Consider the following 12,968-nt stretch of genomic DNA (forward strand, 5'->3'; position numbering starts at 1 on the left):
AAATAGAAGAGGCGAGGCCGGATGATTCCGGCCTCGCCTTTTAACGTTTAAGGACCCTCTGTCCTATGACAGAGGGTCCTAGTGTTAACGATCTTATTTAACCGTAACGCGGATGGTTGCGCTCTTGCCTCCGAATGTAGCCTTAATAGAGGCGCTTCCTTTGGCGACTGCTGTTATTTTGCCATCCTTAACCGTAGCCACGGTTGGCTTGGAGGACGTCCATACGGCGCTTCCAGTAGCGTTCGCCGGGTTTCCGGTATAGTAGACGGCCTGGACCGATACGTTGTATGTGGCGCCAGGTGCTAGCTGCACAGACTTAGCGGACAACTGCAGTGACTTCAGCTTCGGCGTAACGATAACGGTCACTTCAATCGGGTTGCCTTGATAGGAGCCCGTTACTTTGGTTGTGCCTACGTCGATTGCCTTGACAGAGGAAGCTCCGCTTACCGTCGCTACCTTTGTATTGGCCACCGCCCAGTCAATCCGGGAGCCTACAGAAACTTTTTTGCCGTTTTTGTAATAGCCGGTTACTTTGATGGATTTCGAGCGTCCAGGATTCAGCTCAATGACCGTGGGGCTTACTTCCAGCTTCACGATTTCTTCCTCGATCTTCACGCGTACCGATACGGTCTTCGCGAGGTAAGTACCCGTCAATGTTACGGTGGAGGCCTCAAGGCCTTTCATGCTGTCCTCAAGAAGAAGAATATTATCCGATGTTGTTTTCCATTCGATCGATTTGCTGATATCGGCTTCCTCGCCGTCTTCATAAATGACGGTTACGGCTGGGAGAGAGGCCGAGCGGCCCAGCACGATGCTCAAGTCTTTGTTTTCAGCTATCAGCTTGACCGGCTTCAGATGCACAATAAGCTTGGTCTCTACTTTCATGCCTTGGAGCGTAGCTGTAAACGTCGTTTCGCCCAGTTCTTTGGCTGTCCATTCATTGTCTTTGATTTCTGCAATGTCGTCATCCTTCACCGACCACTTGACCAGCTTCGACACATCAACGCTAGATCCGTCAAAGGTAGTAGCCGTTACTTTCGGAAGCGCGGCGCTAATGCCTTTGAATCCGTCGAGGGTTTCCTTCTCTACCTTCAGCTTCGTAATGCTCGGGTAGACGGTTACATCAATGCTCTTGCTGACGCCTTTATGCGAGACCGTAATTTTGGTCGTGCCAACCGCTTTTGGCATCACTCTGCCTTGTACGACAGTTGCTACTGTCACATCGGAGGATGTCCATTCGCCTACATCTGTAATGTCATAAGACACATTGTCATTGTTCAATACATCCGCCCGCACTTGAAGCGGCGTATCTTGAAGCTGCAGATGGAATTCTTTCTCCGGCGAAAGCTTAATGGATTGATAAGGTGTCCGTACCACGACAGTAATCGTATCCGTCACGCCGAGATGGCTGACCGTAATGGTTGTTTTGCCGGTTCCTACTGCTGTTACTACGCCTTTCTCGACAGTCAGCACTTTCGTGTTGCCGCTGGTCCATTTCGCATCCTCGGATACGTTCAGCGTTCCGCCAGTCTTCGGCTCGGCAATAGCTTGCAGGATATGATCATCCATGCCAATTTCAAGCTCAAGAAGGTCATGAGCCGGTTTAGGCAAGATCTCGATACCCTTGTAAGGAGAGACGACGGTTAGTTTGACGGTATCGCTCTTTCCTTTGTACTTGGCGGTAATCGTTGCGGTTCCTGTTCCGACGAGCGTGATTTTGCCGTCATCTACCGTTGCTACGGAGGCGCTCGATGTCGTCCACGTCGCTTCGGTTGTAATGTTCGTGACGTTGCCTTGCTTCTTTCCGTCAAGAGTGAAGGTTAACGTTTCACCCAGCTTGATGTCCGAGATCGATGCGGGTGCCGCTTGATCATCCTGCATAATCACAACCTCGTCATAGACGTAATCGGAAGTGGCTTTGATCGAAGCGGTAAATCCTTTATACGTAGCGCTGATCGTTGCTGTGCCTTTGCCGACACCGGTCAGTACGCCCTTCTCTACTTTAACGATAGAGCTATTGGATGTTTTCCAAGTGGCATCGGTGGTTACGTCTTTTTTCGATGCCGATCCCGATAGACTTGCAAGCACCGATACATTGATCTTGTCATCCTCTACAAACATGACAAGCGATGATGTGCCTGAGTTATAATCCGACGAATCATAATCCAACTCTATTCCGGTTATGGTATCCTCCGCGGCGCTCGCGACGCCCACAAGGCTGGACATGACGAGGACGAACGCCATCATGGCTGCCAGCGATCTGCGCGCGTTCATAAGCGACTTGCCCCAACTTGAACTCAATTTCACTACATCCCTTTCCTTTCGTAGGTGGATTTTTATTCCTCTCTCTATGTTTAACGGCATTTAAGGCCCAAAAATGAACACGAAAGGCTAGGTCATTGGTACGATATTCCTCAATTAAGCTTGTACATTTGCATGGGGAACGCTGCTTCGACGGTCATTTTAAACTATGTTAAAATAGTACTTTACGCTGACGCACAGCATGACTGGTGCAAACCTTGACGTGAGCGTGCGGAAAGGAGCTGCAATTTGCGATGACCACTATGGATTGGCTAATGGATAAGATTGAAGTCTGGCGATTGCTTGATCTTGGTATTGCCATCGGTATATTTTTGTTGTTTCTATTGTTCCGGAGATTATTTGTCCGGTTTTTGTTCACCTTCCTGATGAAGCGACTGGCGCGAATGGAGCTGGCTGCACGTGTGCTGGAAGCGTTCGAGAAGCCGCTTCGCGGCTTGTTCGTGCTGCTGGGCGCTTATTTGGCGATCCTCTATTACGTCCCGGCTCATTGGACGCCTCTGCTTGTTGTGCATAAGCTGTTCCGCAGCGGCATGATTCTCTTGATCGGGGGCGGTCTGTACAATCTGTCTGCGGTTTCGTCTGTATTTATGGAAGGAGCGCTCAAGCGGTTCGGCGGAGACGACTCCAGCATGCTGATTCCGTTCCTCTCGAAGGCGGTCCGCTTCGTAGTGATTGTAATTGCGGTTACGGCAGTAATCTCGGAATGGGGCTTCAATATTAACGGGGTAGTTGCGGGCATGGGGTTAGGCAGTCTTGCGCTGGCTCTGGCGGCCAAGGATACACTCGGCAACATTCTGGGCGGAGTCATTATCATACTGGAGAAGCCCTTCTCCAAAGGAGACTGGATCTTGACGCCTTCCACAGAGGGAGTGGTGGAGGATATTACGTTCCGAAGCTCCAAGATTCGGACATTCGCCGATGCGTTGGTCACGGTGCCGAACTCCACGCTTGCCGATCAGCCGATTACGAATTGGAGCCGGATGGGCAGGCGGCGCATCACGTTTACCCTGAATGTGGCGCTGGATACGGATGCGGAACGGCTGACTATGGCTATTGACCGCATTGAGCGCTATTTAATGGACAATGAAGAAATCGACGACGAGACGATTATGGTTAGGTTTAATGAATTCAAGGAGAGCAGCCTTGGGATTATGCTCTATTACTTCACCAAGACGACTGCGTGGAAGGATCATCTCACCGTTCGTCAGGAGACGCAGCTGGCCATGCTCCAAATTCTTAAGGAAGAAGGTGTGCAGCTTGCGCTGCCTATGCAGCGCATTGTAGTCGGCGGCGAGTCGGGCGAGGCGAGACATGAAGGGAATCCAGAACGTGGCTAACGTTCAGTGCTGCTTGTCGCAGTGTGCAGGATCTTAAGGAAGTTTATCATTAATCCTCATATTATCTTAAGCTTTTGTTATGTTTCACTTACAAGCCTCTTAACGTTTGAAGGTTATCTTGGTAACAGGTAATCAGTCGAGCGTAGGAGGCTATTTTGTTATGAAAATAAAAATGTTTGTATTATATGGCGGCAAATCGGTAGAGCATGAGGTTTCCCTCAGAACGGCATTTACAGTCCTAGGATCGATAGACCGCGAGAAGTTCGATGTGTTTCCGATCTACATCACACAGCAGGAAGGGGCATGGTGCTGCTGCGGTATACAGGAGCGCCCGCATGCAACCATCGATGAGCTGGTGATGAGACCGGAATCGGTATCGCCATCGCAATCGATGGGCTCAGTCCTGCTGCGTTATATGTCGGGCGAGGGCAAGAAGGTTGTGCTGCCTCTGCTTCACGGCTCGAATGGAGAAGACGGTACCGTCCAGGGACTTATGGAATTGCTGGATATTCCATATGTCGGCAATGGCGTGCTGTCGGCTGCACTGACGCTGGATAAAGCCGTATCCAAGCAATTGCTGGCACAAGCGGGTATCCGGCAGACGGACCATATCAGCTTCCGTCTGGAGCAATGGAGCGAGGAGCGCGAACAATGGCTGGATCGGCTGGAGCGGGCGCTGGGTTATCCATGTTACGTCAAGCCGGCGACGCTTGGCTCCAGCATAGGCATTAGCCGCTGCGAGGATAAAGACGCGCTTATCCGGGGAATTGAATTCGCGTTCCGATTCGATAGAAAGCTAGTCATCGAGCGGGAAGTCGCGGGACGGGAAATTCAAGTCGCGGTCATGGGCAATGAGCGCCCGCTCGCTTCCTTGCCGGGAGAGTTCATTCATCGCCATCGCTTCTTCGACTTTGAATCCAAATATATGGACAAGGAACTGGTTATGTCGATTCCGGCGGAGCTGCCCGCAGGCGTCATGGAACGCATTCGAGAGTATGCGGTGCAAGCCTACAGCGCGTTGTGCTGCTCCGGTCTTGCGCGAGTCGATTTCTTCTTGGGTGAGGACGGCCAACTTTATTTGAACGAAATCAACGCACTGCCAGGCTTTACGGGTACGAGCATGTATCCCGTCATGTGGGAGCGCACGAACGGAACGGCGTACAGTGAACTGATCGAGAAGCTGATTGATTACGCATTTATGCGCCATGCAGACAAATTGACCGTTCAATACGCAAGGTGAAGACATGTATAGAGATACGAGAGCGAAAGTGAGTCTTGGCGCGATTAGAGAAAATACAGCCGAGATTCGCAGACTTATGCCGGAGAGCGCCAAACTGATGGCCGTCGTGAAAGCTGACGGATACGGGCATGGCAGCGTAGCGTCGGCACGAGCGGCGGCGCAAGGAGGCGCTGATCATTTGGCCGTTGCCTATCTGGAAGAGGCGCTGCTGCTAAGGTCGAAGGGGATCGAGCTTCCGATCCTGATTCTGGCCCCGATTCATCCATCGGAGGTGATGCTCGCGATCCGGCATCAGCTAATGGTGACTGTGACACATGCAGAGTGGTTCCGCCAGATGGCGCCGTACCGGGAACCGCTCTGCAAGGATAACCTGAGGGTGCATGTAAAGGTGGACACGGGGCTGGGACGGATTGGTCTTAGAACCAAAGAAGAGTGGGACGAGCTTGTGCCGTGGCTGCAATGGGACTTTATTGATGTAGACGGCTTCTACACTCACTTTGCAACTTCTGCAAGAGAGGATACCGCTTTCCTGAGGACGCAGCTCGCCAAGTTTCTGGAAATGAAAGAGTGGAGCCGGACATCCGGCATTGAAGCCCGTCATTATCATTGCGCGGGCAGCAATGCGGCACTGCGCTTCCCCGAGCTTGCCATGGATATGGTTCGGATCGGAGCCGCTTTATTCGGCTTCTATCCGGAGCAGTTGGTGTCCGGCATCCATCTGCGCCCTGCACTAAGCCTGTACAGCAGACTGATACAAGTAAAGCAGCTGCGGAAGGGGGAGTGCATCGGGTATGACAACTCCTATGTTGCGGAAGAAGATGAGTGGATTGGAACGGTGCCCATTGGCTACGGAGACGGCTGGTCCCAGAGCTTACAGAACACGGAGATGCTGGTCGAAGGGCGCAGAGCGCAAGTCGTGGGTAAGATCTGCATGGACCAGCTCATGATCCGCCTGGATCGTTCGTATGAAGCGGGGACGGAGGTTGTCCTGATCGGAAGCCAGAGAGAAGAGCGTGTTGCAATCACGGAGCTCGCCCTGCATGCGGGGACTGTATCGCAGGAAATCTCGACGTCATTGTCAAGCCGAGTCGAGCGAATCTATAAGGAGTAGGGGATAGATATGGAGAGAATAACCGCACAGTTCACCTCGAATAAGGCAGAGCGATTGGTGGCTGCTACGATTCGGCTGGGCCGGGATGAGGTGCATAGAGGGCATCTCCTGCTGGTGAATGCCATGCACCCCGTACGGTCAGTTAAGGAACCAGCTGCCTTGTCGCCTGTGGCCGCTGCTGGCGGATTGCAAGTGCTTGGCCCTGCAATCGAACTAGAGACGGTCTGTCTCCGGCAACTGGCCGCTTTGCTAACCGCTGTCCAGGCATTGGACGACATTGTCGTAGTGAGCGGTTATCGGTCGCAGGAGGAACAGCAAGCTATCTACGAGGGCTCTATCCGTGATAGCGGACCGGAATATACGGCTAGCTATGTTGCGCTGCCGGGCAGGAGCGAGCATCAGACAGGACTAGCCGTGGACGTAGGAGAGCGGCAGGCGGGTGAGCTGGACTTTATCGCGCCGTCGTTCCCTGATCACGGCAAATGTCTGGCGTTTAAAGAAACGGCGGCGCGTTACGGCTTCATTCAGCGATATCAAGAGGGAAAGCGGGCGCTTACGGGCATCGCATGCGAGCCGTGGCACTATCGTTATGTGGGAACGCCGCATGCGCAGTGGATGGAGCGATTGGGTTATTGTCTGGAGGAGTACATGGATGATGTGAAAAGATTTGAATTCGCCGGGGGATGGCTCCAGCTTGATCGTGAAGGGACAAGGGCTGCGGTCTACTACGTAAGAGCGGAAGAGCGGGGGCTGACGGAGATACCTTTGCCGGTATGCGAAGGCTACCAGGTATCGGGCAATAATGTGGACGGCTTTATCGTGACCGTGTACGGGATTGATGATGATGAAACCAAGGGGCGCTAATCGACGGTATGGAGGCATCGATCTCGTCAAGCTGGCGGCCTCCTTCCTCGTTATCGCGATTCATACAGGACCCTTGCTAACCTATGATGAATATGCCGATTTTTTAATCACAGGCATAGTAGGCCGCTTGGCGGTTCCATTCTTCTTTATGGCTTCCGGCTATCTGCTCTTTCGGAAGTTGACGGGCAAAGGCCGGGAAGATCGAAGCATGATCAACCGCTATGCTTTGAAAGTAGCCCTTCTCTACCTGGCAGCCATGATGATCTATCTTCCCCTTAATGTATACAAAGGCGACTTCGATCAAGGCATCTCCTGGCCAGCGCTTGCAAGGGATATTGTCATCGACGGCACCTTCTATCATCTATGGTATCTGCCTGCGCTGCTGATTGGCATCTATATGGTTTATGGCTTGTACCGGCTGCTGCCGCGATGGGCCTTCGCGGTCTTGGTATGCTTGCTATACGCGATTGGCGTGATGGGAGACAGCTACTATGGTCTTGCTGTGCAGGAGCCCCACCTTAAAGCCATGTATGATTGGTTGTTCGCTGGATTCGATTATACGCGCAACGGTTTTTTCTTTGCCCCTGTCTTTCTGGCAATGGGCTTGTGCATGGCGAAACATTCGGCAACGCCGAAAGTGCGATATGTCTATCCTGTTGCTTTGCTGATCAGCATAGGGGTTCTGTTCCTGGAAGGCATCCTGTTGCGAGATGCAGGATTCCCTAGACATGACAGCATGTACATCGCACTTCTGCCCGCGGTATACGCCCTATTCGGAATGGCTATGCAGATTAAGATCAGCTCGAGTGCCCGCGCAGGCGCGATTGCCCAGTGGATCTACCTGCTCCATCCGGCGGTCCTGGTAGCGATTCGGGGAATAGCTGGAGCTGCGGGAATGAAGCCAATTCTAGTGGATCATTCGCTTGTGCATTATATCGCCGTATGCGTCTTCACGACCATCGTCTCCATACTAGCAGCGCGGCTTCTTGACGCGCTAGGAAGAATGCCGCTTCCACCGGTCAAACGATCATAAGCTTCAGCTGCTTGAGCCTTTGGAATGCTGCAATAATTCCGAAGGCTAAGCGGCTTTTTTGGCATGGGCTGATTATGTGCTGGAGGGGAGAGGCAGAGGCGCAGATTTTTTTCGGGGCCCAGATGCAACGCTTTCTTTACAGTGCTATAATATATGGGATTGTGACCATGCTATAAGCATGTCCGTCGAAAAGGAATTTGGGAGGAATTACGCTCCATGAGCAAACTGGTTATATGCGACCATCCCCTAATCCAGCATAAACTGACGTTCATTCGTAATAAGGAAACGAATACGAAGGACTTCCGCGAGCTGGTGGATGAAGTTGCAACATTGATGGCTTACGAAATTACGCGGGATATTCCGCTGGACACGATTAAGGTGGAGACGCCAGTCGCTATTACCGATGCGAAGGTTGTATCGGGACGCATGCTTGGCCTTATTCCGATTCTGAGAGCGGGCCTCGGCATGGTGGATGGTATCCTGAAGCTGATTCCGTCGGCTAAAGTCGGCCATATCGGACTGGCTAGAGACCATGAGACGCTTCAACCGAAAGAGTACTACATTAATCTGCCTACGGATGCGCCGAACCGGCTTCTGATCGTGATCGATCCGATGCTGGCAACGGGCGGATCTGCTATTGCCGCGATCTCTTCGCTGAAGAAGCGCAATTGCGACCAAATCAAGCTCATGTGTCTCATTGCAGCTCCGGAGGGCGTCAAGGCTGTGCAGGACGCGCATCCCGATGTTGATATTTATATTGCCGCACTGGACGAATGTTTGAATGAAAAAGGCTATATCGTGCCTGGACTTGGCGATGCGGGGGACCGCATGTACGGCACGAACTAAACATTTTCAGCCAACTATGATGTAGGAGTGGAATCTTTTGTCTAAACTAAAGGTAATGACCATATTCGGCACGCGTCCGGAAGCGGTAAAGATGGCTCCGCTTGTCTTGGAGCTTCAGCGGCGCGAGGATGACATCCAGTCCATCGTATGCGTTACGGCGCAGCATCGACAGATTTTGGACCAGGTGCTTGATTTTTTTGAGATCAAGCCGAATTATGACCTGAACGTAATGAAAGAACGCCAGACGCTGACGGAGACGACAGTCCGAGTGCTGGAGGGACTGGAACCTGTGCTGGCGGAGGCTAAGCCGGATATCGTGCTGGTGCATGGCGATACGCAGACGACCTTCCTGGCCAGCTACGCTTCGTTCCTGAAGCAAGTTAAAGTAGGCCACGTGGAAGCGGGGCTTCGTACTTGGAACAAGATGTCGCCGTATCCGGAAGAAATGAACCGGCAATTGGCGGGCGTCTTGTCCGACATTCACTTTGCTCCGACGGAATGGTCGGCGAACAACCTGCGCAAGGAGAACAAGTCGGAGGACACGATCTACGTGACGGGCAACACAGCTGCGGACGTCTTTCAATACACGGTGGACGAGTCGTTCGAGCATCCGGTCATCGAATGGGCGAAGGGCAAGCGGATGATTCTGATGACCGCGCACCGCAGAGAGTCGCTGGGCGAGCCGCACCGCAACATCTTCCGCGCAGTGAAGCGTATTGCAGATGAGCACGAAGATGTCGTCGTCGTTTACGCCGTTCATCCGAACCCGGCGGTGAGAGAACCGGCTAATGAGATCTTGGGCGATCACCCGCGGATCCGCCTGATTGAACCGCTTGATGTATTTGAATTCCATAACTTCTATCCTCATACGTACATGATTATGACGGATTCCGGCGGCTTGCAGGAAGAAGCGCCATCCTTCGGCGTACCGACGCTCGTGCTTCGCGATACGACGGAGCGTCCGGAAGGCATCGAGGCGGGCACGCTTGAGCTGGTCGGCACGAATGAAGAGGATGTATATGGAAGAGCGAAGGCGCTGCTCAACGACAAAGCATTATATTGTCGAATGAGCCAAGCAGCCAATCCTTACGGCGACGGCAAAGCCTCTGAACGAATTGTTGACGCAATCCTTCATCATTTTGGTAGAAGCAAGCAACGTCCTGATTCGTTCACACAACGTTCATAGTTTATCTCGGGGATTCGGACTAAGCGCAGAATATACAGCATACAGTGGCACTGTACGGTTTCGGCGCTTCAGAAACCTTGTAGGATAAGGGTTTTCCCCCTTTCGTTCACGGAAAATTTGCTGTTATTTCAATTGACAAACCTTGCGCCGCTTCGATAAAATAAATGAGGATTGACAGGGGTTGGAGCAATATGAATGGGAAAAGCAACAGTGACAATCCATGGAAGGCCGCCGCGCTTGTCGGGGCGCTTGGCGTGGATGTCGGGATTTGTGTTTTCTTGGGATATTGGCTCGGCCAGGCGGCTGGGGAGCGCTTCGGCGATCCGAAAGCCGGGACGGTCGGCGGACTGCTTGTTGGTCTGGCTGTCGGTATTCTTTCAGCCATTCTGATTGTCAGGAAGGTGTTGAAGGATTCCGATGGATAACATTTTCAAGATGGCGATGCGCGGGGCGCTTTTTTTTGCGGCTGCCTGCTTGCTGCTCTGGGGTATCTTTCCGGAGTGGAAGAGCGTATTCGCTGGTCTTCTGCTGGGCGTACTCGCGAGTTTCATGAATGCGCTTTTGCTTAGACGCAGAGTGGAGATTGTAGGACAGGCCATGGCGAATCGGGGCATGCGCAAGATGGGGCTGGGACTTGGAAGCCGCATGGCGATGGTGCTGCTGGTCGCGATGATTGCCTACAAATATCCGGAAACGTTCAACCTGCCGGCAACGCTTGCGGCAAGTATGGTGATGCCGTTTATTTTATTGGTATCAGCTTTGATTCACCAGAAACGACTTAACAGCGGAAAGGGGTGAAAAATTAACATGCATGAATTTCCGGTATGGGATGTAGGCGGCTTTCGAATTGATTTTTCAACTTGGGGGACGATTATCGTCACCATGATCATTACGTTCGTACTCGCCCGTCTCGCGGTTCGCAATCTGTCGGTCGAGAATCCGTCCAAGATGCAAAACTTCATGGAATGGATTATCGAATTCGTTCACAATACCGTTGCAAGTACGATGCCGCTGGAAAAAGTAAAGCGCTACCTATCGCTAGGACTTACGCTCATACTGTTCATCTTCATCTCTAACTTGCTAGGTCTTCCGTTCGGTGTCGTGTTCGAGTATTCGGAGCCTAATTCTTTCCTTGGCATTACGAATGATCTTCTTAAGAAGTATGACGGTCACGTGCATATTGCCTTCTGGAAATCACCAACTGCGGACTTGTCCGTAACAGCTGGCCTTGCGATTGTGGTTATCTTCTTGGTTCATTACCTGGGCATGAAGGAAAACCGCAAGCATTACCTGAAGCACTATTTCGAGCCGTTTCCAATCTTCTTCCCTCTTAACCTGATCAAGGAAATTTCGAAACCACTGACGCTGGCTCTTCGTCTATACGCGAACATCTTCGCGGGCGAGGTTCTGATTGCAACAATCCTAATGCTAGGCTTATGGGGTCTCCCATTCCTTGCAGCATGGCAAGCCTTCAGTATCTTTGTCGGAGGTATTCAGGCGTTCTTGTTCACGATTCTTACGATGGTGTATATCTCGCAAGCCACCATTCATCATCACGATGAAGAAGAAGCGCATTAAGCATGGGTTTAAACCCCGTATAAGGATCGGTTCGATTACTTGCGCGGGATTAGTTATAAACAAGATCTAACATTAAATCTAAAAACCTATTTTTGAGGAGGATTTTTAAATGGATTACGGAGTTTTGGCAGCAGCAATTGCAGTTGGTTTGGGCGCACTTGGCGCGGGTATCGGTAACGGTATGATCGTAAGCAAAACAATCGAAGGTATCGCTCGTCAGCCTGAGCTTCAAGGCAAGCTGCAAACCACAATGTTTATCGGTGTAGGTATCGTCGAAGTTGTACCTATCATCGGCGTAGTTATCGCCTTCCTGGCGTTCTTCGGCTAATCATTAGAGACCTGAAATTGGCGGGGAAGGCCTAGCCCTCTTCGCCTTCGTTTTGATTACAAGCATGTAAGGAAGGAGTTGCAGCTATGGATAAGTTTATTTGGGAGTCGACAGTCTTCGCGATCGTTGCGTTTCTAGTTCTGTTATGGCTGTTGAATAAATACGCATTTGGCCCGTTGTTCACGGTTATGGAGAAGCGCAGACAGCTGATTCAGGAACAGATGAACACGGCAGAAACAAGCCGCAAAGCGGCAGAGGCATCGCTTGATGAGCAAAAGGTTGCACTCGAGCAAGCGCGCAAAGAAGCTTATGCGATTATTGATCAAGCAAGATCGACAAGCACGAAGCAAGCGGACGAGATTGTACAATCCGCGAAGAACGAGGCTACTCGTCTGAAAGACGATGCGCTGAAGGACATCGAGAGCGAGAAGAACAAGGCGATTGCCGCTCTTCGCACAGAGGTTGGCGGAATCTCCGTGAAGATCGCTTCCAAGATTATCGAGAAGCAAGTGGACGAGAAGTCGCAAGAGCAACTTGTTGACCAATACCTGAAAGAGGTTGGAAGCAAATGAGCCGGGACACGGTCGTAGCGAAGCGCTACGCAAAAGCGCTGTTCGAGCTTGCTTCCGCCGCAGGAACTGTCTCCGAGGTTGAAGCTCAGCTTAAGCTGATCGCCGAAGCTCTGAAGCAGGACGCGGAAATCGAGAAATTCCTCTCCTTGCCAAGCGTTGCTCCAACCGCCAAGATCGACGTATTGAAAGCGGCATTCGGCAACAACGCTTCCGGAATCGTACTGGATACGCTGAAAGTCATCATCACGCGCGGTCGTCAAGCGATCATCGTTGAGGTGTATGAAGCATTCACCAAGATTGCGGGCGAGGCGCTCGGTCAGGCTCATGCGACGGTTTACTCTGCGCAGAAGCTGACGGACGAAGAGCTTTTGGGCGTTGCGGCGCAATTCGGAAGCATCACAGGCAAGAAGATCATTGCACAGCAAATTGTCGAGCCAGCGCTGCTTGGCGGCATTCAAGTCCGTATCGGCGACCGCCTGTATGACGGAAGCTTGTCCGGCAAGCTGGATCGTTTACAAAAAACGTTAAATTCTAAAGCACTGTAGATAGGG

The 12,968-nt window shown here is 51.8% G+C and carries 14 protein-coding genes; 13 read left to right on the top strand and 1 reads right to left on the bottom strand.

Annotation, left to right across the window (positions count from 1 at the left end; translation table 11 throughout):
* Positions 1-93: 93 nt before the first annotated feature.
* On the bottom strand, positions 94-2,301 hold the full coding sequence (locus D3P07_RS20450; protein ID WP_182914431.1) for an Ig-like domain-containing protein: 2,208 nt from the start codon (positions 2,299-2,301) through the stop codon (positions 94-96).
* A gap of 254 nt (positions 2,302-2,555) precedes the next feature.
* Between D3P07_RS20450 and D3P07_RS20455 the strand changes: the two genes are divergently transcribed.
* From D3P07_RS20455 to D3P07_RS20515, 13 genes are all read left to right on the top strand, one after another.
* Positions 2,556-3,659, top strand: a complete 1,104-nt coding sequence (locus tag D3P07_RS20455) for a mechanosensitive ion channel family protein (RefSeq protein ID WP_259391617.1) — start codon at positions 2,556-2,558, stop codon at positions 3,657-3,659.
* A gap of 160 nt (positions 3,660-3,819) precedes the next feature.
* A complete protein-coding gene (locus tag D3P07_RS20460) occupies positions 3,820-4,899 on the top strand; it encodes a D-alanine--D-alanine ligase family protein (protein ID WP_119802121.1) in 1,080 nt (359 codons plus the stop codon).
* Positions 4,900-4,903: 4 nt separating this feature from the next.
* A complete protein-coding gene (gene alr, locus D3P07_RS20465) occupies positions 4,904-6,010 on the top strand; it encodes an alanine racemase (RefSeq protein ID WP_119802122.1) in 1,107 nt (368 codons plus the stop codon).
* Between the two features lie 9 nt (positions 6,011-6,019).
* Positions 6,020-6,874 (top strand): D-alanyl-D-alanine carboxypeptidase family protein, encoded by an 855-nt coding sequence (locus D3P07_RS20470; protein WP_119802123.1) that lies wholly within the window; start codon positions 6,020-6,022, stop codon positions 6,872-6,874.
* Positions 6,852-7,907 (top strand): acyltransferase, encoded by a 1,056-nt coding sequence (locus tag D3P07_RS20475; protein ID WP_182914432.1) that lies wholly within the window; start codon positions 6,852-6,854, stop codon positions 7,905-7,907. The genes D3P07_RS20470 and D3P07_RS20475 overlap by 23 nt, the downstream gene beginning before the upstream one ends.
* A 216-nt stretch (positions 7,908-8,123) precedes the next feature.
* Positions 8,124-8,753 carry a uracil phosphoribosyltransferase gene (upp, locus tag D3P07_RS20480; protein ID WP_119802125.1) on the top strand — a complete coding sequence of 210 codons (630 nt, stop codon included), beginning with the start codon at positions 8,124-8,126 and terminating at the stop codon, positions 8,751-8,753.
* A gap of 37 nt (positions 8,754-8,790) precedes the next feature.
* Positions 8,791-9,939 carry a non-hydrolyzing UDP-N-acetylglucosamine 2-epimerase gene (gene wecB / locus D3P07_RS20485; RefSeq protein WP_119802126.1) on the top strand — a complete coding sequence of 383 codons (1,149 nt, stop codon included), beginning with the start codon at positions 8,791-8,793 and terminating at the stop codon, positions 9,937-9,939.
* A 191-nt stretch (positions 9,940-10,130) separates the two neighbouring features.
* Positions 10,131-10,364: an AtpZ/AtpI family protein gene (locus D3P07_RS20490; RefSeq protein ID WP_119802127.1), complete on the top strand. Its 234-nt coding sequence runs from the start codon at positions 10,131-10,133 to the stop codon at positions 10,362-10,364.
* Entirely contained in the window at positions 10,357-10,737 is a 381-nt protein-coding gene (locus tag D3P07_RS20495) for an ATP synthase subunit I (protein WP_119802128.1), read from the top strand. Before D3P07_RS20490 ends, D3P07_RS20495 begins: the two co-directional genes overlap by 8 nt.
* Positions 10,738-10,746: 9 nt before the next feature.
* Positions 10,747-11,517, top strand: coding sequence for a F0F1 ATP synthase subunit A (gene atpB / locus D3P07_RS20500; RefSeq protein WP_119802129.1), 771 nt, complete (start codon positions 10,747-10,749; stop codon positions 11,515-11,517).
* Positions 11,518-11,626: 109 nt separating this feature from the next.
* Positions 11,627-11,845 (top strand): F0F1 ATP synthase subunit C, encoded by a 219-nt coding sequence (atpE, locus tag D3P07_RS20505; protein ID WP_119802130.1) that lies wholly within the window; start codon positions 11,627-11,629, stop codon positions 11,843-11,845.
* Between the two features lie 86 nt (positions 11,846-11,931).
* Positions 11,932-12,417: a F0F1 ATP synthase subunit B gene (atpF, locus tag D3P07_RS20510; protein ID WP_119802131.1), complete on the top strand. Its 486-nt coding sequence runs from the start codon at positions 11,932-11,934 to the stop codon at positions 12,415-12,417.
* Positions 12,414-12,962 carry a F0F1 ATP synthase subunit delta gene (locus tag D3P07_RS20515; protein ID WP_119802132.1) on the top strand — a complete coding sequence of 183 codons (549 nt, stop codon included), beginning with the start codon at positions 12,414-12,416 and terminating at the stop codon, positions 12,960-12,962. Before atpF ends, D3P07_RS20515 begins: the two co-directional genes overlap by 4 nt.
* Positions 12,963-12,968 lie beyond the last annotated feature (6 nt).

Origin of the sequence: Paenibacillus sp. 1011MAR3C5, from assembly GCF_003591485.1 — a bacterium.
GTDB lineage: Bacteria > Bacillota > Bacilli > Paenibacillales > Paenibacillaceae > Pristimantibacillus.

Excerpts from the sequence above, each read along its gene's own strand:
- alr (WP_119802122.1), top strand. The coding sequence starts at position 4,904 with ATGTATAGAGATACGAGAGCGAAAGTGAGTCTTGGCGCGATTAGAGAA.
- atpE (WP_119802130.1), top strand. The coding sequence starts at position 11,627 with ATGGATTACGGAGTTTTGGCAGCAGCAATTGCAGTTGGTTTGGGCGCA.
- D3P07_RS20455 (WP_259391617.1), top strand. The coding sequence starts at position 2,556 with ATGACCACTATGGATTGGCTAATGGATAAGATTGAAGTCTGGCGATTG.
- D3P07_RS20495 (WP_119802128.1), top strand. The coding sequence starts at position 10,357 with ATGGATAACATTTTCAAGATGGCGATGCGCGGGGCGCTTTTTTTTGCG.
- atpB (WP_119802129.1), top strand. The coding sequence starts at position 10,747 with ATGCATGAATTTCCGGTATGGGATGTAGGCGGCTTTCGAATTGATTTT.
- upp (WP_119802125.1), top strand. The coding sequence starts at position 8,124 with ATGAGCAAACTGGTTATATGCGACCATCCCCTAATCCAGCATAAACTG.
- atpF (WP_119802131.1), top strand. The coding sequence starts at position 11,932 with ATGGATAAGTTTATTTGGGAGTCGACAGTCTTCGCGATCGTTGCGTTT.
- D3P07_RS20470 (WP_119802123.1), top strand. The coding sequence starts at position 6,020 with ATGGAGAGAATAACCGCACAGTTCACCTCGAATAAGGCAGAGCGATTG.
- D3P07_RS20515 (WP_119802132.1), top strand. The coding sequence starts at position 12,414 with ATGAGCCGGGACACGGTCGTAGCGAAGCGCTACGCAAAAGCGCTGTTC.
- D3P07_RS20490 (WP_119802127.1), top strand. The coding sequence starts at position 10,131 with ATGAATGGGAAAAGCAACAGTGACAATCCATGGAAGGCCGCCGCGCTT.
- D3P07_RS20460 (WP_119802121.1), top strand. The coding sequence starts at position 3,820 with ATGAAAATAAAAATGTTTGTATTATATGGCGGCAAATCGGTAGAGCAT.
- D3P07_RS20475 (WP_182914432.1), top strand. The coding sequence starts at position 6,852 with ATGATGAAACCAAGGGGCGCTAATCGACGGTATGGAGGCATCGATCTC.